This window comes from Actinomycetospora atypica (assembly GCF_042653685.1).
Taxonomy (GTDB): domain Bacteria; phylum Actinomycetota; class Actinomycetes; order Mycobacteriales; family Pseudonocardiaceae; genus Actinomycetospora; species Actinomycetospora atypica.
This window is the reverse complement of record NZ_JBHSIV010000001.1, coordinates 177,898-204,189: the sequence shown is the minus strand read 5'-3', so window position 1 is coordinate 204,189 and position 26,292 is coordinate 177,898. Positions and strand designations below refer to the sequence as shown.

The following is a 26,292-nucleotide window of genomic DNA, read 5'->3' as shown; positions in this document are numbered from 1 at the left end:
ACCGTGGTGACCCTCGCGGACTACCCGCACCTCGCGTCCGGGAAGGTCCGTGACCTCTACGAGGTCGACGACGAGACGTTGCTGCTGGTGGCGTCCGACCGGATCTCCGCCTACGACCACGTGCTCGACACCCCGATCCCCGACAAGGGCCGGGTGCTCACGGCGCTGTCGGTGTTCTGGTTCGACCTGCTCGGGCACCGCGACGCCGCGACGCCGCCCGTGGCCCACCACCTCGTGGCCGCCCGCGACGAGCGCATTCCCGACGAGGTCCGGGGCCGGGCCCTGCTCGTGCGTCGCCTGCAGATGTTCCCGGTGGAGTGCGTGGCCCGGGGCTACCTGGCGGGCTCGGGCACCGTCGACTACCGGGCCACCGGCGCCGTCTGCGGGGTGGCGCTGCCCGACGGGCTCACCGAGGCCTCGATGCTCCCGGAGCCGATCTTCACCCCCGCGACGAAGGCCGCGGTCGGCGAGCACGACGAGAACGTGTCGTTCGACCACGTCGTGGACCTCGTCGGGGCCGACCGGGCCGGGGCCCTGCGCGACGCCACCCTCGCCGTGTACGCCCGCGGCTCGGCCTACGCGGCGTCGCGCGGCGTGATCCTCGCCGACACGAAGCTCGAGTTCGGCACTGACCCGAGCGGCGCGCTGGTGCTCGGCGACGAGGTGCTCACCCCCGACTCGTCGCGCTTCTGGCCCGCCGACTCCTACGAGCCCGGGGTCCCGCAGCCGAGCTTCGACAAGCAGTACGTGCGCGACTGGCTGACCTCGCCCGAGTCGGGCTGGGACCGCCACTCCGGCGAGGCCCCGCCGCCGCTGCCCGACGAGGTGGTCGAGGCGACCCGCGCGCGCTACGTCGAGGCGTACACCCGGATCACCGGCCAGCAGTGGCCCCCCGCTCTTTGAGCCGACTGCACGCGGCGTTCACCTCCCCGGCACATCGGTGGGGCTTGATGGTGGGGTGCCCCCGCGCCTCCTCGTCTCCGTCACCGGTCTCGCCCCCGGTGCCCCCCTCGCCGCGGCGGTCGCGCTGTGCGACGACCTCGACGGCCGGCGGGTCCCGCTGACGCTGCTCGCCGGGCCCCGCCCGCACCCCGAGGTCGCCGCGTTCGCCGCCGCCCGCCGCCGCGCGGGCGACTCGGTGCTGCTGCACGGCTTCCGGTCGGTCCACGACGAGCCCCGGCCCTACCGCCGCCTGCCGGTCCTCGAGGCCCGGCTGCGCCTGGCCGGCGCCGCCCGCTCGGCGGAGGCGCTCGGCCTCGGCGTCGACGGGTTCGCAGCCCCGGGTTGGGCGGTCTCGCCCGGCACCCGCCGCGCCCTGGCCGAGGCGGGCCTCGACCTCGTGCTCGACGACGCCGGCGTGCACCGCCTCGACGCCGCCGGGGTCCCGACGACGGCCGTGGTGAGTCCCGTGGGCGGCCCGGCCGGCGCCGGGGCGCGTCGCCGCCTCGTCCGGCGGCCGGCCGAGGTCCCCGCGCTGCGCCACCTGACCGTCGACGTCACCGGGGCCACGGACGCGCTGCTCCGGGCCGTGGACGTCGCCCTCGCCGCCGGGGAGCTGCCCGCCGCGGCCGGCGACCTCGTCGGGCGCCGGAGGGCCCGGCGCACCGCCGACGGCGGTCTCGACCCCGAGCTGTGGTCGACCACGGCCTAGCGCGTGTGATCCCCTTCACCTCATGACGCTCGAGATGGACCCCGAGGTGGCCCTCGCCATGGCCCCGATCGCGGCGGCCGCCGCCGCGCAGACGCCCCCGCCGGTCGGGGACTGGGAGACCCGGCGGGCGGCGGTCGACGAGCTGATCGGCACCTTCACGGCGAGCTGGGTCCCGCCGGCCGACGTCACGGTCACCGAGCACCGGGCGACCGCCGCCGACGGCTCGGGCATCGGGATGCGGCTCTACCGCCGCGACGGCGACCAGCCCGGCTCGCTCGCGGTCTACATCCACGGCGGCGGGATGTTCCTCTGCTCGATCGACACCCACGACCCGGTCTGCCGGGTCTACACCCACCTCTCCGGGGTCCCGCTGCTCAGCGTCGACTTCCGCTTCGCGCCCGAGCACCCGTACCCGTCGTCGGTGGAGGACTGCTACACCGCGCTGCTCTGGGCGGCCGAGCACGCCGCCGAGCTGGGCGTCGACCCCGACCGCATCGCGGTCATGGGCGACTCGGCGGGCGGCGGGATGGCGGCCGGGGTGGCGCTGATGGCCCGCGACCGCGGCGCCCCGGCCCTGGCCGCGCAGATCCTCGTCTACCCGATGCTCGACGACCGGACGACGTCGCCCGACCCCGAGATCGAGCCGTTCGCGATGTGGTCGACCGACGACAACATCACCGGCTGGGGCTGCCTGCTCGGCGACGCCGCCGGGGGGCCCGACGTCCCGGTCTACGCGGCGCCGTCGCGCGAGACCGACCTCAGCGGGCTGCCCCCGGCCTTCATCGACGTCGGCCAGCTCGACATCTTCCGCAACGAGGACGTCGACTACGCCGCGCGGCTGGCCCGGGCCGGGGTGGGCGTGGAGCTGCAGCTCTACCCGGGCGTGCCGCACGCCTTCGAGGTGTTCGCGCCCGACGCCGCCGTGTCGCGGAGGGCGATGGCGGCCCGGACGCGGGCGCTGCAGGCCTTCTAGCGCATCGGCGTCGCCCGACCCCGGGGCAGCACCCGCACGTCGGTGCGCTCCGGGGACAGCGAGTCGAACAGGCCGTAGTGCAGGTCGGGGTTCGCGAGCACCGCCTCGTGGATCGGGACGGCCACGGGCGGGGCCACCGCGCGCAGGTAGTCGACGGCCTCCGAGACCTTCAGCCACGGCGCGCCGGTGGGCAGCAGGAGGACGTCGACCCCCGCCGGGGCCGGGACGTAGGCGTCGCCGGGGTGCATCACCGTGCCGCCGTCGGACCGGAGCACGTAGCCGTTGTTGGCGATCACCGGGACGTCGGGGTGGATGACGGCGTGCTCGCCGCGCTCGGCCCCGACGACCTCGATCGGCGTCCCCGCGATCGTGAACGTGTCGCCGGGCTCGCGGCGGGTGTGCGCGATGCCCCGCTCGCGGAGGACGTCGGCGGTGCCGGGGTCGACGACCAGCTCGGCGTCCGGGTTCTGCTCGAGCAGGGCCGGCAGCTTGTCGACGTCGAGGTGGTCGAAGTGCCGGTGGGTGACGAGGATCGCGTCGAGGCCCTCGAGGGTCTGCCAGCCCTCGGAGAAGGCGCCGGGGTCGAGCAGGATCCGGGCGGCCCCGGTGTCGACGACGACGCACGCGTGCCCGAGGTGGACGAGTTCGGTGGCGGTCACGCGGGCCGACTTCCCCGCGGTCGGGATCCGCGAACCCGGTACGGTTGACGGCGTGGCCCGAGTGATCGTCGACGTCCTGCCGAAAGCCGAGATCCTCGACCCGCAGGGCCAGGCCGTGGCCCGCGCGATGGGCCGGCTCGGTGTGACCGGGGTGGCCGACGTCCGCCAGGGCAAGCACTTCGTGCTCGAGGTGGACGACTCCGTCGGGGACGCCGAGCTGGAGCGCATCGCCGAGACGCTGCTGGCGAACCCGGTGATGGAGGAGTGGGTCGTGCGACGCGACGGGGGAGTGACGCAGCAGTGAGCGCGCGTATCGGGGTCATCACCTTCCCCGGCACCCTCGACGACGTCGACGCCGCCCGGGCCGTGCGCTACGCGGGCGCCGAGGCCGTGTCGCTGTGGCACCGCGACACCGACCTCCAGGGCGTCGACGCGGTCGTCGTGCCCGGAGGCTTCTCCTACGGCGACTACCTGCGCGCCGGGGCCATCGCGGCGCAGTCGCCCGTGATGCGCCCCGTGATCGAGGCGGCCGGACGCGGGATGCCGGTGCTCGGCATCTGCAACGGCTTCCAGATCCTCTGTGAGGCCGGCCTCCTCCCCGGGGCTCTCGTGCGCAACGGCGGGCTGCGCTTCATCTGCCGCGACATCCGGCTGCGGGTGGAGAACGCGACGACCGCGTGGACCACCGACTTCGAGCAGGGCGCCGCGATCACCGTTCCTCTGAAGTCGGGAGAGGGCCGCTACGTGGCCGACTCCGACACCCTCGACCGGCTCGAGGGCGAGGGCCGCGTGGTCTTCCGCTACGCCGACCCCTCCCTGAACGGCGCGCTGCGCGACATCGCGGGGGTGAGTTCGGCGGACGGCCGCGTGGTGGGGCTGATGCCGCACCCGGAGCACGCCATCGACGCCCTGACCGGTCCCGGCACCGACGGCCTCGGCCTGTTCACCTCGGTGCTGGGCCGGCTCACGGCAGCAGCGTGACCCGCAGCTCCCACAGGTCGGCGTAGACCATCAGCATCCGCCCGCCGAGGTGCAGCACCAGCCCGCGCATCTCGTCGGGACGCTCGACGTGGGAGACCACGCGGTCGACGTCCTCGAGCGCGTCGCCCACCACCTCGTCGAACGGGGAGCAGCGACCCACCGGCACGCCCTCCGCGGCGTCGACCGGCGCGGGGAGCACCGGCACGACGGTGTCGCCCCGCGAACCCGGCGCGACGGCCAGCACGACGGCCTCGTCGTCGGCGCCGGCGAAGACGAACTCGAGCATCCCCTGCGCGGGGTCGACGTAGCGGGCGACGCCGGCGGGCACACGGCCCTCGACGTCGAGACGGTGGCGCCGCACCGCGATCAGTTCGCGGTCGAGCACAAGGGACAGAGCGGAGAGCGGATCCCCCGGGACGTCGGTGGCGGTACCCGCGTGGTCCGGCCCGGGCTGGGTGTCAGCCGGGAAGGGAGCGGCCCAGTGGGTCCGCACGGAGGCGGTCCACTGGGAGGCTCCGCGGACGGAAGCTGTGGTCATGGGAACATCATGGACGGGGGGTCCGACAGTCACCGTTCATCCACGACACGCCACGCGGACAACTCGCCGAGATGTTCTAGTCGGGCCACGAACGGCCACCCACATGTCAGACACGCACCGCGACCGGGATGTGCGGTCGGTGACGTACGACGAATGACACGTCGACCGGTCGGGAACCACATTCCACCCGTCCGGGACGTTTGACGGACGCTCGTCGTGGCCGCCGCCACGCGGACCGCACCCGTCGGGCCACGTCAGTAGGGTCGTGGGGTGACCGCCCAGGCCGCCGAGCCCGCCCTCGAGAGCGCCGACACCGTCGCGCACGCCGCCTCCACCCCCGATCGCGAGCAGCCCTACGGCGCTCTCGGGCTGCGCGACGAGGAGTACGCGCGCATCCGGGAGATCCTCGGCCGGCGCCCCACCGACGCCGAGCTCGCGATGTACGCCGTCATGTGGTCGGAGCACTGCTCCTACAAGTCCTCGAAGGTCCACCTGCGCCGGTTCGGCGAGACCACCACCGACGAGATGCGCCGGCACCTGCTCGCCGGGATCGGCGAGAACGCGGGCGTCGTCGACGTCGGCGACGGGTGGGCGGTCACCTTCAAGATCGAGTCGCACAACCACCCCTCCTACGTCGAGCCCCACCAGGGCGCGGCCACGGGGGTCGGCGGCATCGTCCGCGACATCATGGCGATGGGCGCGCGCCCGGTCGCGGTCATGGACGGGCTGCGGGTGGGCCCGCTCGACGCCCCCGACACGGCGCGCGTGCTCCCCGGCGTCGTCTCCGGGGTCGGCTTCTACGGCAACTGCCTCGGGCTCCCGAACCTCGGCGGCGAGGTCGTCTTCGACCCCACCTACGCGGGCAACCCGCTGGTCAACGCCCTGTGCGTCGGGGTGCTGCGGGTCGAGGACCTCCACCTGGCCTTCGCCTCGGGGGTGGGGAACAAGATCGTCCTGTTCGGGGCGCGGACCGGCCTCGACGGCATCGGCGGGGTGTCGGTGCTCGCCTCGGAGACCTTCGGCGACGCCGACGGGTCCTCCGGGCCGAGCCGCAAGAAGCTGCCGAGCGTCCAGGTCGGCGACCCGTTCGCCGAGAAGGTCCTCATCGAGTGCTGCCTCGAGCTCTACCGCGCGGGCCTCGTCGTCGGGATCCAGGACCTCGGCGGCGCGGGCCTGTCCTGCGCCACGAGCGAGCTCGCGAGCGCCGGCGACGGCGGCATGGAGATCGACCTCGACACCGTCCCGCTGCGCGCGACGGGCATGACGCCCGCCGAGATCCTCTCCTCGGAGTCCCAGGAGCGGATGTGCGCGGTGGTGACCCCGGAGAACGTCGACGCCTTCATGGCCGTCTGCGAGCGCTGGGACGTCACCGCCACCGTGATCGGCGAGGTCACCGACGGCGAGAACCTGCGGATCACCGCGGGCGGGGAGGTCGTCGTCGACGTCCCGCCCCGCACCGTCGCCCACGACGGCCCGGTCTACTCCCGCCCCCTCGCGCGCCCGGACTCCCAGGACGCGCTGCAGGCCGCGACGACCGCCGACCTGGCCCGCCCGACGACGCCCGCGGAGCTCGCGGAGACGGTCGTGCGCCTGGCCGCCTCGCCGCCGCTCGCCTCCCGCGCCTGGGTCACCGACCAGTACGACCGCTACGTCCGCGGCAACACCACCGGGGCCACCCCGGGCGACGCGGGCGTGCTCCGCCTCGACGACGCCGCCGACCGCGGGATCGCCCTCGCCATCGACTGCAACGCCCGCTTCTGCCTGCTCGACCCGCGCGAGGGCGCCCGGCTGGCCCTCGCCGAGGCGGTCCGGAACGTGGCGGCCTCGGGCGCCCGGCCGGTCGCGGTGTCGGACTGCCTGAACTTCGGCTCCCCCGAGGACCCGGGCGTCATGTGGCAGTTCGCCGAGGCGGTGGAGGGCCTGGCCACCGGCTGCGTCGAGCTCGGCATCCCGGTCACCGGCGGCAACGTCAGCTTCTACAACCAGACCGCGACCACCGCGATCCTGCCGACCCCCGTCGTCGGGGTCCTCGGCCTCGTCGACGACGTCCGCCGCGCGGTGCGCCACGGCTTCGGCGCCCCGGGCGACGCGGTGTGGCTGCTCGGGGAGACCCGCGACGAGCTCGACGGCTCGGCCTGGGCCGGCGTGGTCCACGACCACCTCGGCGGCCGCCCGCCGGCGTGCGACCTCGGCGCCGAGGCCCGGCTGGCGGGCGTCATGGCCGAGGGCGCTGCCCGCGGGCTCTTCTCCGGCTCGCACGACCTCTCCGACGGCGGCCTCGCCCAGGCCCTCGTCGAGTGCGCGATCGCCTCCGGGGTCGGCGCGACGGTGACCCTGCCGCCCGGCGGGCTCGACCCCGCCGCGGCCCTGTTCTCCGAGTCGGCGGCCCGAATGCTCGTCTCGGTCCCCGCGGAGGCGGAGGCCGACCTGGCGCGGCTGTGCGTCGAGTCGGGCCAGGCGGCCGCGCGGCTCGGGGACATCGGCGGGGACGTCCTCGCGATCACCGGGGTCGACCCGCTCGACGTCGGGGAGCTGGCGACGGCCCACGCGGCGACGCTGCCGGCCGTCCTGGACGACTGAGGTGGGGCGAGCGTGGCGCCTGACTGACGTCCGGTGTTAGCGATGTGCCATCGCTGCCACTCAGCCCTGGTCGAGCGCCGCCACGAACGCCCGCCCGTGGCGGCGGTAGCCGAGCGCGTTCGGGTGCGCGAGGTCGGGCCCGACCTCCCACGGCATCATCCGGTGCGTCGCGTCCTCGAGACGGACGAGCCGCAGCCCCGGGAACGACGCCACCACCTCCCGCGCCACCTCCGAGAGCTCCGCCGCCGCCGCCCGGACCGGGCCGCGCTGCAGGTCGGGCACGTCGGCGACGAGCGCGCCGTCGGGCAGCGCCGCGCAGAGCCGGGTGAGGGTCTCCCGGAACTCCTCCGGCGCGACCCCCTGCGCCGCGTCGTTGGTGCCCACCGCGAGGGCCACCACCGTGTCGGGGCCGAACTCCGGGGCCACGGGGAGCTGGTCGCGCAGCACGTCGGCCGCCGTCGCCCCGACCACGCCGAGGCACACCACCCGCACCCGCCCGCCGCGCTCCTCCAGGGCCGAGGCCAGCCGTCCCGCCCACGACGACGAGGGCCGCCGGGACCCGAGGCCCTGGGACAGCGAGTCGCCGAGGGCCACGAGGGTGCGGGGGCCCGGGGAGCGGCGCCGCCGGCGCCAGTACGCGGCGTGGTCGGCCTCCATCGTCGGCGCGGCCGCGAGCCCGCGGGACCACGCGGCGACGACGAGGAGGACCAGCAGCAGTACCGCCCGGCGGATCATGGGACCTAGATTCACACAACGATGCCGAACCGACGTCCCCCCGACCCCGCCGAGGTCCGTGCCGCCCTGGCCGGCGTCCTCGCCTGGGTCGACGCCCGCCCCGACGGGCTCCGTCCCGACGACGAGGTGCCGGTCCCGTCGCGCCCGGAGCGTGCGGCGGCCGTCCGGCTGTCCCTGGCCGCGCTCGAACGAGTAGCGCCCGGCCGCAGCGTCGAGGTCCGTGTACCGCCATTCGGAGCAGTACACTGCGTCGATGGGCCGCGTCACACGAGGGGCACACCACCGAACGTGGTCGAGACCGACCCGCGCACGTGGTGTGCTCTCGCCCTCGGCCGGACGACCTTCGACGCGGCCGTCGCCTCCGGCGCCCTCACGGCGTCCGGCCACCGCGCCGCCCGCGTGGGCGACTGGCTCCCGCTCGTCGACCCGGACCGACTCCCCCCGCCGGACTGAGCCCTTCCACCGGCCGGCCCCGACCGCTCCCGGACCCCGCCGCCCGACGGTGGCCTGCGGACACGCCGCTGTCCGTATGCTCACGCGGACGGCGGGGGGAGACGGCGTGGTGCGACCGGCTTGGGCGCCGCGGGAGGTCGACATCGACCGCCCCAGCGCGGCGCGGATGTACGACTACTACCTCGGGGGCAGCCACAACTTCGCGGTCGACCGGGACCTGGCGCGCCGGGCGGTCGACGGGTGGCCGACGCTGCCGCTCATCCTGCAGGCCAACCGCGCCTTCCTGCGCCGGGCCGTGCGCTACTGCGTCGGCCAGGGCATCGACCAGTTCCTCGACGTCGGCTCCGGCATCCCCACCGCGGGCAACGTCCACGAGGTGGCGCGGGCCGCGGACCCCGACGCGCGGGTCGTCTACGTCGACGTCGACCCGGTGGCCGTCGCCCACGCCCGGGCCCTGCTCGACGACGACCCGCGCACCGGCGTCGTCGAGGCCGACCTCTGCGACGTCGACGCCGTGCTCGACGACCCGGTCACCCGCGCGACGCTCGACCTCGACCGCCCGGTCGCCCTGCTCGTCGTCGCCCTGCTGCACTTCGTCCCCGACGAGCTCCGGCCGGGCGCGGTGCTCGCGGGCTACCGCGAGGCGATGGCGCCGGGCAGCCACCTCGTCCTCAGCCACGCCTCCGCCGACGGCGCGCCCGACGTCGCCGAGGACCACGTGTCGCTCTACCGGCGCACGGACACCCCGATGTCGATGCGGTCGCACGACGAGGTGCTGGCGTTCTTCGACGGCTTCAGCCTGGTCGAGCCGGGCCTCGTGCTGTTTCCGCGGTGGCGGCCCGACGAGCACGAGGTGGTCGGCGACCTCGAGGGGTTCACCGGGTACGCGGGTGTGGGTCGCCGTGACTGATATCAGCACCACCCACCTCGACCGCACGGACGCGGAGGCGGTCGCCGAGCTCGCGCGCGCCTGGGCGGCGGAGGTCGAGGGGACGAGCTACGTCCCGATGGGCTCCGACGAGCTCGTCGAGTACCTCACCGAGATCAGCGCCGACCTCGTCGCCGCCCTGCGCTCCCGCCCGGTCCGCGTGGCCGTCGGGCACGACGCCGGCCGGCGGCTCGTGCACGCGCACTTCACCGGGCCCTCGACGGTGGAGCGGACGCTGCTGCTGCTCTCCACCCGTCTGCCGCAGCTGCTCGGGGACCACCTGCGCGACGACGTCCTCGCGCTCACCGGGGCCCTGGCCGCCGGGTACGCCACGACGCTGCGCGACCGCACGCTCGACGAGCAGGAGGCGATCCGCCGCGCGGTGATCGTCGCCCGCCACCAGACCGAGCAGGCGCTGCACGCCAGCGAGGCCCGGTTCCGCGCGATGTTCTACGAGGCCGCCATCGGTATCGGGCTCGGCGACATGCAGGGCCGCATCGTCGAGGTGAACCCCGCGCTCACCCAGATGTTCGGCTACACGGCCCAGGAGATGCGCCGCCGCACGGTGGGCGAGCTCGCCCACCCGGAGGACCTGCCGTCGGTCTGGGTCTACTACGAGCGGCTGCTCGCGGGCGAGCTCGACAACTTCCGGATCGAGAAGCGGTTCTACCGCAAGGACGGCTCGGAGATCATCTGCAACCTGACGCTGTCGCTGGTCCGCGACGAGCGGGGCCGCCCGGCCTACCAGGTCGCGATGCTCGAGGACGTCACCGAACGCCACGAGCTGCAGTCACACCTCGAGTACCAGGCCTTCCACGACACCCTGACGACGCTGCCGAACCGCGCGCTGTTCTCCCAGCGCCTCGACCGCATCTTCGCGACGACGCCGCCGGGCTCGGCCCGCCGGATCGGGCTGTGCTTCCTCGACCTCGACGGGTTCAAGGCGGTCAACGACAGCCTCGGCCACGAGGTGGGCGACCTCATGCTGCAGGCGGTCGCGGTCCGGCTGGCCGAGCAGGCCACCGACGGCGAGCTGGTCGCCCGCATGGGCGGCGACGAGTTCGTGGTGCTCGTCGAGAACTCCCGCGGGGTCGACCAGCTCGTCGCGCTCGGCGAGCGGGTCCTCGCCGCCCTCGCGGAGCCGCTGGAGCTCGCGGGCCAGGAGCTGAGCGCCTCGGCCTCGATCGGCATCGTCGAGCGCCCCGTCGTCGGGGGCGACGCCTCGGAGCTCATGCGGGCCGCCGACATCACGCTCTACTCGGCGAAGGCCGACGGCCGCGGCCGGCTCGCGCTGCACGACCCGGGGCGCGACGAGGCCGAGGTCACCCGCTTCGCGCTGTCCGCGGCGATGCCGGTCGCGATCGAGCGCGACGAGTTCTTCGTGCTCTACCAGCCGCTGGTCGCCATGGCCGACCACCGGATGGGCGGGGTCGAGTCCCTGGTGCGCTGGCACCACCCCAAGCTCGGCGTGCTCGGCCCGGGCCGGTTCATCGGGCTCGCGGAGGAGACCGGCGCCATCGTCGCGCTGGGGCACTGGGTGCTGGAGCGCTCGTGCCGCGACGCGAAGCGCTGGTACGACGAGTTCGGCGACGACGCCCCGTTCGTGTCGGTCAACGTGGCGCCGCGCCAGCTGCACGAGCCGACCCTGCTCGCCGACGTCGAGGAGGTGCTCGCCGAGACCGGGCTGCCGCCGCGCCTGCTGCAGATCGAGCTCACCGAGCGGGCGCTGACCACCGACGAGGGCGCCCCGCTCAAGGCGCTCGACGGGCTGCGCGCGCTCGGCGTCCGCATCGCCATCGACGACTTCGGCACCGGCTACTCGAACCTGTCCTACCTGCGCAAGCTGCCCGTCGACGTGATCAAGCTCGACGGGTCGTTCGGGGAGCGCCTGCGCGACGTGGAGGTCTCCAACCCGGTCGACGAGCGCATCGTCGGGACGCTGGTCGACCTCGGGCACGCGCTCGGGATGATCGTGTGCGCGGAGGGCGTGGAGACCGGGCCGCAGGCGGCCCGGATGCGCCGGCTCGGGTGCGACGAGGCGCAGGGCTGGCACTTCGCCGCGGCGTTGCCCCGCGAGGACATCGGCGAGCTGCTGCGCGACCCCGGCGCCCCGGCGTGGCCCGGTCCGGCGGAGCTCGCGGCCGTCTCGCCCGACCTCTGAGGTTGCCCGGGCGAGGTGTTGCGAGCGTGACGGCTCCGAACCCCGCCGACGCACGTACCCTGGGGACCGCCTCATCCCCGTTCTCGAGGAGCCCCTCGGTGGTCGCAGCCGGACCAGGTCCGTCGCCAACCCCGACAACGCCACCCGTGGCGCCGCCTCCCGTCCCCGACGACGTCCCCCACGACGAGTGCGGCGTCTTCGGGGTCTGGGCGCCCGGCGAGGAGGTGGCCAAGCTCACCTACTTCGGCCTGTTCGCCCTGCAGCACCGCGGACAGGAGGCCGCCGGCATCGCCGTGTCCGACGGCCGCCAGATCGTGGTGTTCAAGGATCTCGGGCTGGTGAGCCAGGTCTTCGACGAGCAGACCCTGTCCTCCCTGCGCGGGCACATGGCCGTCGGACACACCCGCTACTCCACCACCGGGTCGCCCAGCTGGGAGAACGCGCAGCCCACCTTCCGGACGACCACCGCCGGCACCGGGATCGCACTGGGGCACAACGGCAACCTCGTCAACACCGCAGAGCTCGTGGCGCGCCGCCGCCCCGAGGGCGCGGTCGTCCAGGGTCGGGGCCGCATCAGCGCCACCACCGACTCCGACGTGGTGACCGGCCTGCTGGCCGAGTCGGCCGCCGACCTCGGGGTGGAGGAGGCGGCCCTGCGGCTGCTCCCCGACCTGCGGGGCGCCTTCAGCCTCGCCTTCTGCGACGAGACCACGCTCTACGCCGCCCGCGACCGCCACGGCGTGCGCCCGCTGGTGCTGGGCCGGCTCGACCGCGGCTGGGTGGTCGCCTCCGAGACCGCCGCCCTCGACATCGTCGGGGCGTCCTTCGTCCGCGAGGTCGAGCCCGGCGAGCTGCTCGCGATCGACTCCGACGGGCTGCGCTCCTCGCGGTTCGCGGCGCCCGACCCCAAGGGCTGCGTCTTCGAGTACGTCTACCTCGCCCGCCCCGACACCTCGATCTCCGGGCGCGGCGTGCACTCCACCCGGGTGGAGATCGGCCGCAAGCTCGCGAAGGAGCACCCGGCCGAGGCCGACCTCGTCATCCCGGTGCCCGAGTCGGGCACCCCGGCCGCGGTCGGCTACGCCGAGGCCTCGGGCATCCCCTACGGCGTGGGTCTGGTCAAGAACGCCTACGTGGGCCGGACCTTCATCCAGCCCTCGCAGACGATCCGCCAGCTCGGCATCCGCCTCAAGCTCAACCCGCTGCGCGAGGTCATCCGGGGCAAGCGCCTCGTGGTGGTCGACGACTCGATCGTCCGCGGCAACACCCAGCGCTCGCTGGTGCGCATGCTGCGCGAGGCCGGCGCCGTCGAGGTGCACGTGCGGATCGCGTCGCCGCCCGTGCGCTGGCCCTGCTTCTACGGCATCGACTTCGCCTCGCGGGCCGAGCTCATCGCCAACGGCCTCGAGAACGACGGCATCCGCCGCTCGGTCGGCGCCGACTCCCTCGGCTTCATCTCCTCGGAGGGCCTCGTCGCGGCCACCGAGCAGCCCCGCTCCCGGCTCTGCACCGCGTGCTTCTCCGGCGAGTACCCCATCGCTCTCCCCGAGGAGGCCCTCGTCGGCAAGCACCTGCTCGAGGACGTGAGCGGCACCCCGTGCGGCGACTCGGGCAGCGTCGTGCACCAGAACGGCACCCGGGCGGGGGTGCCGTTACCCATCCCGGCCACCCGCACCAGCCCCGGCTACGGCGCCGAGGACGCCCTCACGCGCCCGTGACGCGCCCGGGAGGGTCGAGCTACGCGGCCGCCGGGGTCGACGTCGCGGCCGGCGAGCACGCGGTCGAGCGCATCAAGCCCCTCGCCGCCTCGACGCGTCGTCCGGAGGTGATGGGCGGGATCGGCGGGTTCGCCGGCCTGTTCGCGCTGAAGACGAACAAGTACACCGAGCCGCTGCTGGCGGCCTCCACGGACGGCGTCGGCACCAAGATCGCGGTGGCGCAGGCGGCCGACAAGCACGACACGGTGGGTCTCGACCTCGTCGCGATGGTGGTCGACGACCTGGTGGTGTGCGGCGCCGAGCCGCTGTTCCTCCAGGACTACCTCGCGATCGGCAAGGTCGACGTCGACAAGGTCGAGGCGATCGTGTCCGGCATCGCGGAGGGCTGCCGCATCGCCGGTTGCGCCCTGCTCGGCGGGGAGACCGCGGAGCACCCGGGCGTCATGGAGCCCCACCACTACGACCTCTCCGCCACCGGCGTGGGCGTCGTCGAGGCCGACAAGGTCCTCGGGCCCGAGCGGGTCCGCATGGGCGACCAGGTCATCGCCATGGCCGCCTCCGGCCTGCACTCCAACGGCTACTCGCTGGCCCGGCGCGTGCTGCTCGAGATCGGGCGCATGTCGCTCGACGGGCACGTCGAGGAGTTCGGGCACAGCCTCGGCGAGGAGCTGCTGACCCCCACGCGCATCTACGCCCGCGACTGCCTCGCCCTCGCGGCCGAGACCGACGTCCGCACCTTCGCCCACGTCACCGGCGGCGGCCTGACCGCGAACCTCGGCCGCGTGATCCCCGCCGGACTGCACGCCGACCTCGACCGCACCACCTGGAACCCCGACCCGGTGTTCAAGCTCATCGCCGGCCGCGGACGGGTGGAGCGCTCCGAGATGGAGGCGACGTTCAACATGGGCGTCGGGATGCTCGCCATCGTCCCGCCCGACGACGTCGACCGGGCACTCGCCGTCCTCACCGCCCGCCACGTGCCGGCGTGGGTGATCGGCCGGGTGACCCACGGGGAGATCGCGGGCGCGACCCTCTACGGGGACCACCCTCGCTTCTGAGCAGCCGCGCCAAGCGGACAGCTGGGTCAGCGCTCCTGCGTCGCGCTGCACCAGCTTCCGCGGCGCGGGCGGCCAGGCCGTAGCGAGTCGGCGGTACCGGCAGCCCGGTAGCGGCCTTGTCGCGGGCTGCTGCCGGTCGGCCGCACCTTGTCGTCGTGAGTCACTGCGACAAGGCGGCCGGACCGGACCGGTTCCCGTGACAGGACGGTCCGGACACGACGACGGCGGGTCCCGGGAATCCCGGGGCCCGCCGTCGTGTGTGTGCTCAGTCGCTCTTCAGCTCGCTGTGGAGCTTGAGCACCTTCTGGCCGTCCTCCTGCTCGAGGACGTAGGCCGGGTTGTCGTCACTGCCGTTGCGGGTCTGGTTCTTGCCGTTGATCTTGCGCTCGACCCGCTCGGTGTGGACCTCCGAGACCTTGGCCTCGCCCTCACCGTTGCCCCAGTTCCACTTGACCGCGTCGCCCTTGCTGAAGGCCTTCGTCATCGCGCTCCTCCGATCCCGGCGATGCGCACACGGCATCGCGCCCCGTCCACGTCCCTGGAGAAGCGGACGTCGGACGGCGCGGGATGCCCCTGCTCCGGGGCGATCAAGCGCGAGGAGGAAGGCCCACCCGGGGGATCAACGCTCGTCGTAGCTGTACTCGGTGTAGCGCGAGTCAGCCGGCTCCTCGTCGTCCACGGGACGACGCAGGAAGGTGTCTCCGCTGCTCAGCTCGTGCTGAAGCGCATCGAAATCCGTGGTGGGGGAGCTGTACTTGAGTTCGCGAGCGACCTTCGTCTGCTTCGCCTTGGCTCGTCCGCGTCCCATGGGCAATGACCCCCTCGAACAGGGCGGGGGGCGGCCGGAGTATCCGGCGGCCCCCCTCATCTCGTAGAAATGCTCGTGGCACGAGCATACCGTGTGTCCGAACGCCGGTGCGACGTGACATGGCACCATCGCGCCCGTGCCCGCCCCGTTCGTCTGCTACCTCCGCGTCTACGAGCCGTTGGGGTCGCTCCCCGGGCCATTGGCCCAGCGTGTGCGGGCCGGACTGGCACGTGGAGCGATCCCGGTCACCCAAGCGGGCCTCCGTGAACGCGACGTGTGTCTACGAGCACAGTTGAGTCTCCCGGTGCGTCTGCTGCCCGGCGAGCGCGCCGACGGCAGCCCCGCGGAGGGCCCGGCGGACGTCCTGCTGGCCGACGGGGCCGACGCCCCGGCGGCGGGGGAGGGCGCGCCGACCCCGCCCCGCTTCGGCCCCGGCACCCTCGTCTGCCCCCTCGACACCCGGCCGCGGGCCGCGGCGGCCCTCGTCGGGTTCCTGTCCACCGAGTCGCCCGTGCTGCGCGCCGCCGCCCTGCACCACGACGAGCCCACGGTGCGCTCGAGGGCCGAGGCCGTGGTCTCCGAGCTCGGGGACTCGGCCACGCACGTCGTGTCGGCCACCTGGACGGTGCCGCTGCCGTGGTTCGTCCTCGTCGAGGCGTCGGACCGCGTGCTCGTCCTGGCGCACGACGACCCCGCGACCGCCGACGGCCCCGGGCTGCGCCGCCGCTGCTACTGGCGGGTCGGGATGGCCGACGCCCTCGCCCGGGCCGACTCGGCGGCCGAGCTGCTCAGCTCGACCCTCGGCGACGGGGGCCCGTCCGAGGTCCTGCGCGACACCGCGCGCTGGCTGCGGCACTTCGACGCGGGCTCGCTGGTGGAGCTCGACTACGGCGGGCTGGTGCAGCTGGTGGACGACGAGACCCTCGCCGGGGACACCTCGGCCGAGGACGTCACGGCGGCCCTGAGCGCCCTGCGCGAGGGCGACGCGGAGAAGGCCATGACCAGCTACCGCCGGCTGCGGGACTTCTGGGCCGGTCGCGCCATCCGCGAACGCGCGAACTAGCCGGTCGCGCCGCGCTCGCGGGCGAGGAGCTCGTCGATCGAGGCGCTGCCGTCGCGGTAGCGGCGGCCGATCTCCTCGTTGCAGGCGTCCATGACCTGCTGCACCTGAATGCGGTGGTCGGACACCGAGCCCTCCTCGGCGGTGTACGCCTCGACCGACTGGGCGAGCTCGGCGTCGGAGAGCGAGGCGACGTCGGAGAGGCCGGTGTCGGCGAGGAGCGCCTCGACGTGGCGGCGGTGCGACTCGGCGCGCGAGGGCTGCACGGTGTTGTGCCGCCCGCGTCCGGCGGCCGGGCCGATGGCGTTGTCGGCCAGGATCCGGGGGAGCGCGTCGACCACCGACGCGTCGGGGTCGCCCCCGTGCCGGCGGTGCTCCTCGAAGCGCACGATGTCGATGCGCGCGTGCAGCAGCCGGCGCAGGTAGGACAGGTCGGTCTCCTCCTGGGCGGCGTCGTCGCGCATCGCCCGGAGCTCCTCCAGCGACCGTTCCCCGATCTCGGCGAGGAATCCGGGGTCGAGGACGCGGTCGAGGCGCCGCCGACCACCCTGCCGGAACTCGATCATGCCCTCCATGGTGCGGGAGGACCGTCGCCGCTGTCACCCACCCGGGGAGCGGAGGCGTCGACCGGACACCGACGCGCGGGCGCCGGTCGTTATCGGGCGGCGAGGACCCGGGCGATCCAGCCGGGGTCGACGTTCCCGCCACTCACCACGGCCACGGTGCGGTCGGTGACCAGGTCCGGATGGACGAGTGCCCCCGCCGTCGCGACGCAGCCGCTGGCCTCGGCCGGGACCCCCGCGGCGTGCAGGAGCCGCGCCGCCCGCCCGAGGGCCTCCTCGGGAACGGTGACGACGTCGTCGACGAGCGCCTCCACGTGGGGCCAGGTGAGCGCGCCGAGCTGCGCGGCCCGCAGTCCGTCGGCGGCGGTGCGGGCCACCCGGGCGCGGTCCCAGCGCACCGGACGGCCCGTGCGCTTCGACTCGGCCGCGTCGCCGGCGAGCTCGGGCTCCACGCCCACCACCGACACCCCGGTGCCCGCCAGGGCGGCCGCGATCCCGGAGATCAGCCCGCCGCCGCCGACCGGGACCAGCACCCGGGTGAGCCCGGGCACCTGCGCGGCGATCTCGGCGCCGACCGTGCCCTGGCCCGCGATCACGTCGGGGTGGTCGAACGGCGGGACGAGCGCCCCGCCGGTCTCGGCGACGACCGCGTCCGCGGCCTGCTCGCGCTCGTCGGCGGGCACGCGCACCAGGCGGGCGCCCAGGGCGGCCATGGCGTCGACCTTGGCCTCGACGGCGTCGTCGGGAACGACGACCGTGCAGGGCACCCCGAGCCGGGCCGCGGTCCACGCCAGGGCGCGCCCGTGGTTGCCGCTCGAGTGCGTGACCAGCCCGGCGGCGCGGACGGCGGGGTCGAGCCGGGACGCGGCGTGGAAGGCGCCGCGCAGCTTGAAGGCCCCGATCGGCTGGGTGTCCTCCCGCTTGAGCAGCAGCCCGGGCACGGCGTCGAGGGCCTCGACCGCCGTCCGCACGGCCACCCCGTCGAGGACGGCCGCGGCGGCGTCGACGTCGGCCCGGGTGACGAGCCGGGTCATCCGTGGAGGCGTTTGACGGCGGCCCGCCCGGGCGGCTCCCCGGTGTCGGGCGGCACGGAGTCGGGGTCGACGGTCGCGGGGCCGGGGGTGCCGCCCTCGTCGCGGTCGTCGGCGACCCACAGCTCCCCGCCGGCGGTGACCGCGGAGCGCTTGACCAGCGCCAGCGCCACCGAGCCGAGCTCGTGGTGGCGCACGGCGGTGCCGATCCGGCCCACCGCGCGCCCGCCCTCGGCGGTGAGGACAGGGGTGCCGGGCGGGGGCAGCGCGTCGTCGCCGGAGGCGAGGTGCAGCAGCACCATCTGGCGGGGCGGGCGGCCGAGGTTCGAGACCCGCGAGACCGTCTCCTGACCCCGGTAGCAGCCCTTGGTCAGGTGCACCGCGGTGCCGATCCAGCCGACCTCGTGGGGGATCGTCTTCTCGTCGGTGTCGAGGCCGAGGCGCGGGCGCAGCGAGGCCACGCGCAGCGCCTCGAAGGCGTCGAACCCGGCCGGGGTGGCGCCGGCGCCGCGCAGGCGGCCCCACCAGTCGACGAGCGCGGCGCGCGGCACCGTGAGGTCGACCGCTCCGCCGTCGGGCCAGGGCTTGCGCCGGACGATGCCGCCCCCGGTCAGGGGGCCCGCGTCGCCGGCGGGCATCTCGACCCCGGCGGCGGTGAGGACGTCGGCGACCTGCGGCCCGACCAGCGAGAGCAGCGCGAACTCGTCGGTCGCGTCGCGCACCACCACGTCGGACCAGAACTTCATCTTCTCGAGGTAGCCCGCGAGGGCCGCGGCGGTCCCGGCCTCGACGTCGAGCCACACGGCGTCGTCGACGTGGCTGGTGACCGCGTGATGCTCCACCCGCCCCTGCACGTCGAGGACGAGCGCCTCGGTGCCGGAGCCCACGGGCAGGTCGGCGACCTGCTGGGAGAGCAGCAGGTGCAGCCAGGAGAGCCGGTCGGGCCCGGTGACGACGACCGTGCCCCGGTCGGACCGGTCGATCACCACCGCGCGCCGCGTCGCGGCGCGCTGCTCGGCGAAGGGGTCGCCGAAGTGGGCGGGGACGTCGCTCTCGGCGCCGTCCTGGCGTCCGATCGCGCCGTCGGCGTCGAGCAGGGGGGAACGGGTCATGCGTGGGCCTCCCCGGAGGTCGGGAGCGGGTCGTCGGAGTCGGCCTCGCACTGCGCGCAGAGCCCCGAGAGCGCCACGTGGGTGGGGTCGAGGGTGAAGCCGGCGCGGGCGGAGAGCGTCCCCGCCAGGTCGTCGAGCAGGTCGGCGTCGACCTCGTCGACCCGGCCGCAGCGGTGGCACACCAGGTGCACGTGCTCGTGCTCGCCGGTGGCGTAGGTGGGGGCGCCGTGCCCGAGATGGGTGTGGCGGACGATGCCGAGCTGCTCGAGCAGGTCGAGCGTGCGGTAGACGGTGGTGATGTTCACCGCCGGGGCGATCTCCTGCACCTTGGTGCAGATGGCCTCCGGCGTCGCGTGCCCGAGCTCGGACACCGCGTCCAGCACGAGCTGGCGCTGCGGGGTCATGCGCAGGCCACGTCGGTGCAGCGTCTGCCGCAGTTCGGTGTCCACGAACCCGATGGTAGGCCGATCCGCGGGCCCGACGACCCTCCGGCGTCTCGCCCACCTCACACCGGGTCCCTACCATCGGGGCTGGCACGTTCACTCCCCCAGGAACGGCCCCGACGAGGTGATGTATGACGACGGGTGAGCGGGGGCGTACTCCCCCCGACGCCGAGCACTACCTGGACCTGCCCGACGCGCCGGAGGAGGCCGAGGGGCCGCACTTCGACGTCGTCCTGCGCGGGTACGACCGGTCGCAGGTCGACGAGCACGTGGCCGGGCTGCGCCGGATGGTGGCGCAGCTCCGGGCCCAGCTCGCGGTCCGCGAACGCCGGCGTCCGGCTCCCGAGGAGGTGCCCCGGCGGGACCTCGCGGCCACGCTGCAGGAGGGCGCGCCCTCGGCGCCGACGCCGCCACCGGCCCAGGACCCCGACCAGGTGGGCGCCTTCAACGAGCGGCTGCGCGCCATCCTGCAGGCCGCCGAGCAGGAGGCCGCGCAGGTGCGCAACAAGGCCGCCGAGTCGCTGCTGGCCGAGCACTCGGAGTCGCGGGCGGCGCTGGCCGACCTGCGCGCGCAGCGCGACGCGGTGTTCGACGAGCTGGTCAAGGTCAAGGGCCACCTCGACGACCTCGTCGCGAACAGCGGCCGGCCGTCGCGCCCCTGGGGGCCGGGCCCGCGCCGCGGCCCGTACGGGCCGCCGCCCTACCCGCCGCCCGGCGGGCTGGTGCCGTTGCGCCCGGGGCCGCCGCCGGCCTCGTCGGGACCGGAGGACGGCGCCGGCAGCTGACCCGCACCGTCGTCGGGCCCCTCCCGGGGCCCGACGACGCCTGGGGTCCTACCCGGCGACGCGCTCGAGCCGCGCCGAGGTGTGCGGCTGCATCTCCTGGCCCATCATCGCCCGCTCCTCGACGTAGAAGAGGCTGCCGTCGACGATGCCGTAGAGCCGGGTGGCGGCCTGGACGTCCTTCGCGCTGGCCGTGCGCACCACGGCGTCGGTGGAGAGCTCCCACGAGGTCTGCGTGCGGGCGGTTCCGTAGTACATCTCGAGGATGCCGGTGACGTGCGCGAGCAGCACCTCGATCGTGCCGTCCTCCTGGGGTCGCCACCAGCCGACCTCGCGGGCCGCGGGGCGCACCACGGCGCCGCCCGGGCCGTCGAGCAGCCAGGCGCGCGACTCCCAGGACAGGAACGGGCGGCCGTCGTGGGCCACGGTGATCTGCTGGCCGAAGTGGAACGGGCCGTCGATCGTCGGGTAGACGACCTCGCCCTCGCCGCGCCACACGCCGACGAGCGGGAGCACCGACAGCAGCGCGTCGTTCAGGTCGGGCCCGAGGCGCAGGTTCGCGGTGTCGTCGGGCACGGGGAGGTCGGGCCACTGCGGGCGGTTCGCGCCGCGCGTGCGCTCGGCACGCTCCTCGGCGGCCCGGATCGCCTCGTTGCCGCCCAGGCCCTCGGGCATCTCCTCGCTCACGACGTCTGCTCCGAGGTGCTCCGGGGGGATTCGTCGCGGAAGAGCCGCCTCGTCAGGACCAGCGCGTAGGAGAGGATCCCGGCGCTGGTGGCGGCGAGGAGGACCGTGTAGAGCCAGGCCACGCCACCACCCTAACGACGCACGCCCGCCCCGCCCGGGAGGGGCGGGACGGGCGCGTGGCACGTCGGTCGGAGCGACCTACCCCACGGGGACCTCGGTGGTGTAGAGGCCGGGGCCGCCCACCGAGACGTCGGCCTGGCCGTTGCCCGACCGGGACAGCGCCCGGACGGTCCACGTGCCGGGCTTCGCGAAGAAGCGGTAGTCGCCGGTCGCCGACGCCACCACCTCGGCGGTGAACTCGCCGGTCGAGTCGAGCAGGCGCACGAAGGCACCGCCCACCGGGGAGCCGCCGTTGGTCACCCGCCCGACCAGCACGGACTCCTTGGTGAGGTCCGTCCCGGCGGGGAGGTCGGCGGTCTGCTCAGGCGCGCCGCACATCAGGACTTCCCGTCGCCGAGCTCGACCGGGACGCCGATGAGCGAGCCGTACTCGGTCCAGGAGCCGTCGTAGTTCTTGACGTCGGTCTCGCCGAGCAGCTCGTGCAGCGCGAACCAGGTGTGCGAGCTGCGCTCGCCGATCCGGCAGTACGCGATCGTCGAGCGCGACGAGTCGAGACCCTGCTCGGAGTAGAGCTTGCGCAGCTCGTCGTCGGACTTGAAGGTGCCGTCCTCGTTGGCGGCCTTCGACCACGGCACGTTGAGGGCCGAGGGGATGTGGCCGCCACGCTGCGCCTGCTCCTGCGGGAGGTGCGCCGGGGCGAGGAGCTTGCCGGAGAACTCGTCGGGCGAGCGGACGTCGACGAGGTTCTTGGTGCCGATCGCGTCGACGACCTCGTCGCGGAAGGCGCGGATCGAGAGGTCCTGCTCCTGCGCGGTGTACTGCGTCTGCGGGCGCTCGGGGACGGCGGTGTCGAGCTTGCGGCCGTCGAGCTCCCACTTCTTGCGCCCGCCGTCGATCAGCTTCACGGCGGTGTGGCCGTAGAGCTTGAAGTACCAGTAGGCGTAGGCGGCGAACCAGTTGTTGTTGCCGCCGTAGAGGACGACGGTGTCGTCGTTCGAGATCCCCTTGGACGACAGCAGCTTCTCGAAGCCGGCCTTGTCGACGAAGTCGCGGCGGACCTGGTCCTGCAGCTCGGTCTTCCAGTCGATCCGGACGGCGCCGGGGATGTGCCCGCCGTCGTAGGCGGTGGTGTCCTCGTCGACCTCGACGAACACCACACCGGGGGCGTCGAGGTTCTCCTCGGCCCAGTCGGCGGTGACCAGGGCGTCCTGGCGGCTCATGCGTGACTCCTCATCGGGTACTGACTCGCCCGGCGCATCGAGGCCGGGACTACGGGAACGGGCCGGGACTGGCCGCGCGCAGGGGTCCTCGGTGAGCGAGGAGGAATCAGGCCGCGCGGCGGGCGCCGGGACACAGGCAGCTGTCGACGCGGCACAGGTCCACTGCGCGGCGTCGTGTCAGGCCCTCGTCCACGCGCGCCACGCTACCGGCCCGTCACCCGTGCGGTCACCCGTCGTCGGCGGACGGGGGTCAGGCGGCGCGCAGATGCCGCTCGACGGCCGTCACCAGGGCCGCCCGGCGGGGGACGCCGTCGACACGCAGGAGCTCCCGGCCGTGCCCGTCGACCAGCAGCGTCGTCGGGGTCCGGTGCACGCCCAGCAGCCGGACGAGCTCCGGGCGGCTCGCCAGGTCGACGTCGCGGTGGACGAGCCCCGGCAGCTCCGCGGCGACGTCGCCGAGCACGGTGCGCGTGTCGCGGCAGTGCGTGCAGAACGCCGAGGAGATCTGGAGGAGCACCAGGCCGCCCTCGCGGGCCGTCAGGTCGGGCGGCAGCCCGGTGGCCACCGGCGCGGGCGCCGGGGCCGAGGTCCTCCGCCGGCGCAGGACCAGCCCCGTCGTGAGCACCACGATCCCGGCCGCCACGATCACGACCAGGGTGACGACGGCCGCCGTCATGGCCCACACCCCTCCGAGTACCTCACGTGCCCGGGCCCGCCCGCCCGGACGTCCTCACCGTAGGCAGCGGCCCGTGGAGATCCACCGATGCCCCCGGTGCGGGGCGTCCGGGCGCGGAGCAGGTGACATGGAACGCGCAGTGGGGTGACGGGGAGATGAACCGGGCTATGGTCCAGGCCACCACTGTGGAGGGAGATTCGCGTGGAGCTGCTGCTGCTCACCGCCGACCCCGAACCGACGTCAGTGCTGCCGTCGCTGTCCCTGCTACCCCACGGGCTGCGCACCGCCGCCCCCGAGGTCGCCGCCCTGCTCGACGCCGGACCGCACGACGCGGTCCTCGTCGACGCCCGGCACGATCTCGCCGCCGCCCGGAGCCTGTGCCGTCTCCTGGGCTCCACCGGGCTCGACGTCCCGGTCATCGCCGTGCTCACCGAGGGCGGGCTCGTCGCCGTGTCGCTCGAGTGGGGCGTGGACGAGGTCCTGCTGCCGGGGGCCGGCCCGGCCGAGATCGACGCCCGGCTCCGGCTGCTGCGCGCCCGGCGCAACAGCGACAGCGCCGGCGGCGAGGGCGCCCTGGTGCTCGGCGAGCTGGTGATCGACGAGGCCACCTACACGGCCCGGCTCCGCGGCCGCCCGCTCGACCTCACCTACAAGGAGTTCGAGCTCCTCAAGTACCTCGCGCAGCACGCGGGCCGGGTGTTCACCCGGGCCCAGCTGCTGCAGGAGGTCTGGGGCTACGACTTCTTCGGTGGCACCCGCACCGTCGACGTCCACGTGCGGCGCCTGCGGGCGAAGCTCGGGTCGGAGCACGAACAGCTCATCGGCACCGTCCGCAACGTCGGCTACAAGTTCGTCCGGCCGGTCCGCGGCGTGCTCGGCGGGGAGTCGGCCGGCGGCGGCCTCGCGACCGAGGAGTCCGACGACGAGGAACCCGGCCGGGCCGGGAGCTGGGACGGCGGCCGGGTCGTGCGGCCCGCCGCCTGGGCGGGCCGCCGCTGAGGGGTGGCGCGGCGCAGTAGCGTCGACGGCGTGATCACCCCGGAGTGGACCGAGCCGTCCGACGCCCTGCGCGCCGAGCTCGAGCGGTTCGCGGCGGACGTGCAGCGCGCCGACGGCGTCGCCGCCTTCGGCGAGCCGACGATGCTCGACCTCGCGACCCCGTCGGGCCGCAGCCGCCACCTCGTGGTCCGCGACGACGACGGGGCGCTCGCGGGCTGGGCGCACGTCGACGCCGCCGATCCCGACGACGTGGTGGTCGAGCTCGCGGTGGCGCCCGCGGCCCGACGGCGGGGGATCGCGCGGGCCCTGGCCGACACGCTGGCCCACGACGAGGTGGCGCGTCCGGGCCGGCTGCGGGCGTGGGCGCACGGGGGACGCCCGGGGGCCGCCGAGCTCGCGGCCGCGACGGGGCTGGAGCGCGAGCGCGAGCTGTGGGTGATGCGGCGCCCCGCCGGCGCGGGGCCGCTGCCGCCGCTGCGCGTGCCCGAGGGCGTCGAGATCGTGCCGTTCCGCCCCGGGGTCGACGAGGACGAGGTCGTCGCCGTGAACGGCCGCGCCTTCTCCTGGCACCCCGAGCAGGGGGGCATGACGGCCGACGACGTCCGGCGGCGCGAGCAGGAGCCCTGGTTCGACGCCGCGGGGTTCCTGCTGGCGCGGGAGCTCGGGAGCGGCACCCTGCTCGGCTTCCACTGGACCAAGATCCATCCCGACGAGGGCCCGGTGGGCGAGGTCTACGTGGTGGGCGTCGACCCGGCCGCCCAGGGCCGGGGCCTCGGCGGAGCGCTCACCCTCGCGGGCCTGCACCACCTCGCCGCCCGCGGGCTCGACGAGGTGATCCTCTACGTCGAGGCCGACAACGCCGCCGCCGTCGCCACCTACCGGCGGCTCGCCTTCGACGTCGACGCCCTCGACGTGTCCTACCGCCTGCGGTCCGCCTGACGGTCGCCCGGCGGTCACCTCCGCGTCATCCCCCGGCGACGTCGACCTCGCTGAGTGAGCGTTCAACCACTCAGCGCAGCCGCTGCTCCCGGCGCTGACCTGCTGTGACGAGGCTCGCGCCGGTTCGACGGTGCACAACGGGCCTGTTCATTCCGCGTTCACCTCGTCAGTGCTGCTCGTCCATTCCGGCTCCCTAGTGTCCGCTTCCGGCCGTGTCGCCAGGGGCGACGGGCCGGAATGCCCGGATCGCCGTCTCGGCCGGTCCGGACGTCAGGACGAGACGGGAGATCTTTGTGAAGTTCCAGAGGCGCGCAGCGGCGATCGGTCTGGTCGCAGCCGGGGCGCTCCTGTTCAGCGCGTGCGGCAGTGACGACAACTCCGCCGGCGGCACCGCCGCCCAGGCGAGCGGCGTCACCTGCGGAGGCAAGCAGGCCCTCAAGGCCAGCGGCTCCAGCGCCCAGGCGAACGCCGTCACCGGCTTCGTCAACACGTTCGAGCAGACCTGCAACGGGCAGACCGTCAACTACACGGCCAGTGGCTCGGGTGCCGGCCGGAACGACTTCATCGGCAACCAGACCGACTTCGCCGGCTCCGACGCCGCGCTGAAGGCGGACGAGGCGCAGAAGGCCCAGGCGCGCTGCGCCTCGCCGGCGCTGAACCTGCCCATGGTCTTCGGCCCGATCGCGATCGCCTACAACGTCCCGGGGGTGACCGACCTCGCCCTCGACGGCGCCACCGCCGCGAAGATCTTCAACGGCCAGGTCGCGACCTGGAACGACCCGGCCGTCGCCGCGCTGAACCCGGGCAAGCCCCTGCCGGCCGCGCCGATCGTCGTGAACTTCCGTTCCGACGAGTCGGGCACCACGCAGAACTTCCAGACCTACCTGAACGCCGCCTCGAACAACGCCTACGGCAAGCCGTCGGCCCAGACGTTCAACGGCGGGGTCGGTGCCGGCGCCCGCGGCTCGCAGGGCGTCACCGACGCCACGAAGAACACCCCGAACTCGATCGGCTACATCGAGGCCTCGTTCGCGCAGAAGGCCCAGCTGCCCGCCGCGCAGATCGTGAACTCCGGCGGCGGCGCCCCCGTGGCCCTCTCCGCCGAGAACGTCGCCAAGGCGATCGACTCGGTCCAGGTCACCGGCCAGGGCAACGACCTGAGCCTCGACCTGAACAGCCTCTACAAGACGGCCACCCCGGGCGCGTACCCGATCGCGCTGGCCACCTACGAGATCGTCTGCTCGAAGTACGCCGACCCGCAGACCGGGTCGGCCGTGAAGGCGTTCCTGCAGACCGCCCTCTCGCAGCAGGCCCAGGGCACGCTGAACGCCGGCGGCTACGTGCCGATCCCCGACGCGTTCAAGCAGCGCCTGACGACCTCGATCAACTCGATCTCCTGATCGCGTAGATCGAACCC

General features: G+C 74.5%; 31 protein-coding genes. 16 read left to right on the top strand and 15 right to left on the bottom strand.

What is annotated here, in order from left to right:
- The first annotated feature begins 3 nt into the window (after window positions 1-3).
- From ACFPBZ_RS01100 to ACFPBZ_RS01090, 3 genes are read left to right on the top strand one after another with little or no spacing between them, the layout of a single operon-like run.
- Window positions 4-903 carry a phosphoribosylaminoimidazolesuccinocarboxamide synthase gene (locus tag ACFPBZ_RS01100; protein ID WP_378034131.1) on the top strand — a complete coding sequence of 300 codons (900 nt, stop codon included), beginning with the start codon at window positions 4-6 and terminating at the stop codon, window positions 901-903.
- 55 nt (window positions 904-958) lie between these two features.
- On the top strand, window positions 959-1,651 hold the full coding sequence (locus ACFPBZ_RS01095) for a DUF2334 domain-containing protein (RefSeq protein ID WP_378034130.1): 693 nt from the start codon (window positions 959-961) through the stop codon (window positions 1,649-1,651).
- Window positions 1,652-1,673: 22 nt separating this feature from the next.
- A complete protein-coding gene (locus tag ACFPBZ_RS01090; RefSeq protein WP_378034129.1) occupies window positions 1,674-2,624 on the top strand; it encodes an alpha/beta hydrolase in 951 nt (316 codons plus the stop codon).
- On the opposite strand, the gene ACFPBZ_RS01085 is transcribed toward ACFPBZ_RS01090, so the two are convergent.
- A complete protein-coding gene (locus tag ACFPBZ_RS01085) occupies window positions 2,621-3,283 on the bottom strand; it encodes an MBL fold metallo-hydrolase (protein ID WP_378034128.1) in 663 nt (220 codons plus the stop codon). The genes ACFPBZ_RS01090 and ACFPBZ_RS01085 overlap by 4 nt on opposite strands.
- Window positions 3,284-3,335: 52 nt before the next feature.
- Here ACFPBZ_RS01085 and purS point away from each other — a divergent pair, with 52 nt between their 5' ends.
- Window positions 3,336-3,587 carry a phosphoribosylformylglycinamidine synthase subunit PurS gene (gene purS / locus ACFPBZ_RS01080; RefSeq protein ID WP_378034127.1) on the top strand — a complete coding sequence of 84 codons (252 nt, stop codon included), beginning with the start codon at window positions 3,336-3,338 and terminating at the stop codon, window positions 3,585-3,587.
- Window positions 3,584-4,264: a phosphoribosylformylglycinamidine synthase subunit PurQ gene (purQ, locus tag ACFPBZ_RS01075; protein ID WP_378034126.1), complete on the top strand. Its 681-nt coding sequence runs from the start codon at window positions 3,584-3,586 to the stop codon at window positions 4,262-4,264. The genes purS and purQ overlap by 4 nt, the downstream gene beginning before the upstream one ends.
- Here the strand turns inward: purQ and ACFPBZ_RS01070 are convergent.
- Window positions 4,248-4,802, bottom strand: a complete 555-nt coding sequence (locus ACFPBZ_RS01070; RefSeq protein WP_378034125.1) for a hypothetical protein — start codon at window positions 4,800-4,802, stop codon at window positions 4,248-4,250. The genes purQ and ACFPBZ_RS01070 overlap by 17 nt on opposite strands.
- Before the next feature lie 270 nt (window positions 4,803-5,072).
- Here ACFPBZ_RS01070 and purL point away from each other — a divergent pair, with 270 nt between their 5' ends.
- The gene (gene purL / locus ACFPBZ_RS01065) at window positions 5,073-7,382 is read left to right on the top strand and encodes a phosphoribosylformylglycinamidine synthase subunit PurL (protein ID WP_378034124.1); all 2,310 of its coding nucleotides are present in this window, start codon (window positions 5,073-5,075) and stop codon (window positions 7,380-7,382) included.
- A 60-nt stretch (window positions 7,383-7,442) separates the two neighbouring features.
- Here purL and ACFPBZ_RS01060 read toward each other — a convergent pair whose 3' ends face one another.
- A complete protein-coding gene (locus tag ACFPBZ_RS01060; RefSeq protein WP_378034123.1) occupies window positions 7,443-8,117 on the bottom strand; it encodes an SGNH/GDSL hydrolase family protein in 675 nt (224 codons plus the stop codon).
- Window positions 8,118-8,138: 21 nt separating this feature from the next.
- On the opposite strand from ACFPBZ_RS01060, the gene ACFPBZ_RS01055 reads away from it, so the two are divergent.
- The 5 genes from ACFPBZ_RS01055 (at window position 8,139) to purM (ending at window position 14,435) form a co-directional block, all read left to right on the top strand.
- A complete protein-coding gene (locus tag ACFPBZ_RS01055; RefSeq protein ID WP_378034122.1) occupies window positions 8,139-8,570 on the top strand; it encodes a sterol carrier family protein in 432 nt (143 codons plus the stop codon).
- Window positions 8,571-8,676: 106 nt separating this feature from the next.
- The gene (locus ACFPBZ_RS01050; RefSeq protein WP_378034121.1) at window positions 8,677-9,480 is read left to right on the top strand and encodes an SAM-dependent methyltransferase; all 804 of its coding nucleotides are present in this window, start codon (window positions 8,677-8,679) and stop codon (window positions 9,478-9,480) included.
- On the top strand, window positions 9,473-11,659 hold the full coding sequence (locus ACFPBZ_RS01045) for a putative bifunctional diguanylate cyclase/phosphodiesterase (protein WP_378034120.1): 2,187 nt from the start codon (window positions 9,473-9,475) through the stop codon (window positions 11,657-11,659). The genes ACFPBZ_RS01050 and ACFPBZ_RS01045 overlap by 8 nt, the downstream gene beginning before the upstream one ends.
- 146 nt (window positions 11,660-11,805) lie before the next feature.
- Complete coding sequence (purF, locus tag ACFPBZ_RS01040; RefSeq protein WP_378034119.1) at window positions 11,806-13,377, top strand: amidophosphoribosyltransferase; 1,572 nt, start codon at window positions 11,806-11,808, stop codon at window positions 13,375-13,377.
- Window positions 13,374-14,435: a phosphoribosylformylglycinamidine cyclo-ligase gene (gene purM / locus ACFPBZ_RS01035; protein ID WP_378034118.1), complete on the top strand. Its 1,062-nt coding sequence runs from the start codon at window positions 13,374-13,376 to the stop codon at window positions 14,433-14,435. Before purF ends, purM begins: the two co-directional genes overlap by 4 nt.
- 265 nt (window positions 14,436-14,700) lie before the next feature.
- On the opposite strand, the gene ACFPBZ_RS01030 is transcribed toward purM, so the two are convergent.
- Together ACFPBZ_RS01030 and ACFPBZ_RS01025 are read right to left on the bottom strand one after the other, a co-directional pair.
- The gene (locus tag ACFPBZ_RS01030; RefSeq protein WP_378034117.1) at window positions 14,701-14,919 is read right to left on the bottom strand and encodes a hypervirulence associated TUDOR domain-containing protein; all 219 of its coding nucleotides are present in this window, start codon (window positions 14,917-14,919) and stop codon (window positions 14,701-14,703) included.
- 135 nt (window positions 14,920-15,054) lie between these two features.
- Entirely contained in the window at window positions 15,055-15,243 is a 189-nt protein-coding gene (locus ACFPBZ_RS01025) for a DUF3073 domain-containing protein (protein ID WP_378034116.1), read from the bottom strand.
- A 136-nt stretch (window positions 15,244-15,379) separates the two neighbouring features.
- Here ACFPBZ_RS01025 and ACFPBZ_RS01020 point away from each other — a divergent pair, with 136 nt between their 5' ends.
- Window positions 15,380-16,306, top strand: coding sequence for a DUF8083 family protein (locus tag ACFPBZ_RS01020; RefSeq protein ID WP_465251502.1), 927 nt, complete (start codon window positions 15,380-15,382; stop codon window positions 16,304-16,306).
- Here ACFPBZ_RS01020 and ACFPBZ_RS01015 read toward each other — a convergent pair.
- From ACFPBZ_RS01015 to ACFPBZ_RS01000, 4 genes are all read right to left on the bottom strand, one after another.
- The gene (locus tag ACFPBZ_RS01015; protein WP_378034114.1) at window positions 16,303-16,869 is read right to left on the bottom strand and encodes an RsiG family protein; all 567 of its coding nucleotides are present in this window, start codon (window positions 16,867-16,869) and stop codon (window positions 16,303-16,305) included. The genes ACFPBZ_RS01020 and ACFPBZ_RS01015 overlap by 4 nt on opposite strands.
- A gap of 89 nt (window positions 16,870-16,958) precedes the next feature.
- A complete protein-coding gene (locus tag ACFPBZ_RS01010) occupies window positions 16,959-17,900 on the bottom strand; it encodes a threonine ammonia-lyase (RefSeq protein ID WP_378034113.1) in 942 nt (313 codons plus the stop codon).
- Window positions 17,897-19,009 carry a CAF17-like 4Fe-4S cluster assembly/insertion protein YgfZ gene (gene ygfZ, locus ACFPBZ_RS01005; protein WP_378034112.1) on the bottom strand — a complete coding sequence of 371 codons (1,113 nt, stop codon included), beginning with the start codon at window positions 19,007-19,009 and terminating at the stop codon, window positions 17,897-17,899. Before ygfZ ends, ACFPBZ_RS01010 begins: the two co-directional genes overlap by 4 nt.
- Window positions 19,006-19,458, bottom strand: a complete 453-nt coding sequence (locus ACFPBZ_RS01000) for a Fur family transcriptional regulator (protein ID WP_465251501.1) — start codon at window positions 19,456-19,458, stop codon at window positions 19,006-19,008. Before ACFPBZ_RS01000 ends, ygfZ begins: the two co-directional genes overlap by 4 nt.
- A gap of 125 nt (window positions 19,459-19,583) precedes the next feature.
- Here ACFPBZ_RS01000 and ACFPBZ_RS00995 point away from each other — a divergent pair, with 125 nt between their 5' ends.
- Window positions 19,584-20,237 (top strand): hypothetical protein, encoded by a 654-nt coding sequence (locus ACFPBZ_RS00995; RefSeq protein ID WP_378034111.1) that lies wholly within the window; start codon window positions 19,584-19,586, stop codon window positions 20,235-20,237.
- A gap of 48 nt (window positions 20,238-20,285) precedes the next feature.
- On the opposite strand, the gene ACFPBZ_RS00990 is transcribed toward ACFPBZ_RS00995, so the two are convergent.
- The 6 genes from ACFPBZ_RS00990 to ACFPBZ_RS00965 form a co-directional block, all read right to left on the bottom strand.
- Entirely contained in the window at window positions 20,286-20,909 is a 624-nt protein-coding gene (locus tag ACFPBZ_RS00990; RefSeq protein WP_378034256.1) for a heme-binding beta-barrel domain-containing protein, read from the bottom strand.
- Between the two features lie 8 nt (window positions 20,910-20,917).
- Window positions 20,918-21,043, bottom strand: a complete 126-nt coding sequence (locus ACFPBZ_RS00985; RefSeq protein WP_378034110.1) for a hypothetical protein — start codon at window positions 21,041-21,043, stop codon at window positions 20,918-20,920.
- A gap of 76 nt (window positions 21,044-21,119) precedes the next feature.
- A complete protein-coding gene (locus ACFPBZ_RS00980) occupies window positions 21,120-21,419 on the bottom strand; it encodes a DUF1416 domain-containing protein (RefSeq protein WP_378034109.1) in 300 nt (99 codons plus the stop codon).
- Entirely contained in the window at window positions 21,419-22,261 is an 843-nt protein-coding gene (locus ACFPBZ_RS00975) for a sulfurtransferase (RefSeq protein ID WP_378034108.1), read from the bottom strand. The genes ACFPBZ_RS00980 and ACFPBZ_RS00975 overlap by 1 nt, the downstream gene beginning before the upstream one ends.
- A gap of 106 nt (window positions 22,262-22,367) precedes the next feature.
- Window positions 22,368-22,454: a putative leader peptide gene (locus tag ACFPBZ_RS00970; RefSeq protein WP_352231083.1), complete on the bottom strand. Its 87-nt coding sequence runs from the start codon at window positions 22,452-22,454 to the stop codon at window positions 22,368-22,370.
- Window positions 22,455-22,511: 57 nt separating this feature from the next.
- Window positions 22,512-22,937, bottom strand: a complete 426-nt coding sequence (locus ACFPBZ_RS00965; protein WP_378034107.1) for a TlpA family protein disulfide reductase — start codon at window positions 22,935-22,937, stop codon at window positions 22,512-22,514.
- Window positions 22,938-23,132: 195 nt separating this feature from the next.
- Between ACFPBZ_RS00965 and ACFPBZ_RS00960 the strand changes: the two genes are divergently transcribed.
- The 3 genes from ACFPBZ_RS00960 to pstS all read left to right on the top strand — a co-directional run bounded on the left by ACFPBZ_RS00960 (window position 23,133) and on the right by pstS (window position 26,275).
- A complete protein-coding gene (locus tag ACFPBZ_RS00960) occupies window positions 23,133-23,936 on the top strand; it encodes a winged helix-turn-helix transcriptional regulator (protein WP_378034255.1) in 804 nt (267 codons plus the stop codon).
- Between the two features lie 66 nt (window positions 23,937-24,002).
- Window positions 24,003-24,875, top strand: coding sequence for a mycothiol synthase (gene mshD / locus ACFPBZ_RS00955; RefSeq protein ID WP_378034254.1), 873 nt, complete (start codon window positions 24,003-24,005; stop codon window positions 24,873-24,875).
- A gap of 293 nt (window positions 24,876-25,168) precedes the next feature.
- On the top strand, window positions 25,169-26,275 hold the full coding sequence (gene pstS / locus ACFPBZ_RS00950; protein WP_378034106.1) for a phosphate ABC transporter substrate-binding protein PstS: 1,107 nt from the start codon (window positions 25,169-25,171) through the stop codon (window positions 26,273-26,275).
- Window positions 26,276-26,292: the final 17 nt, after the last annotated feature.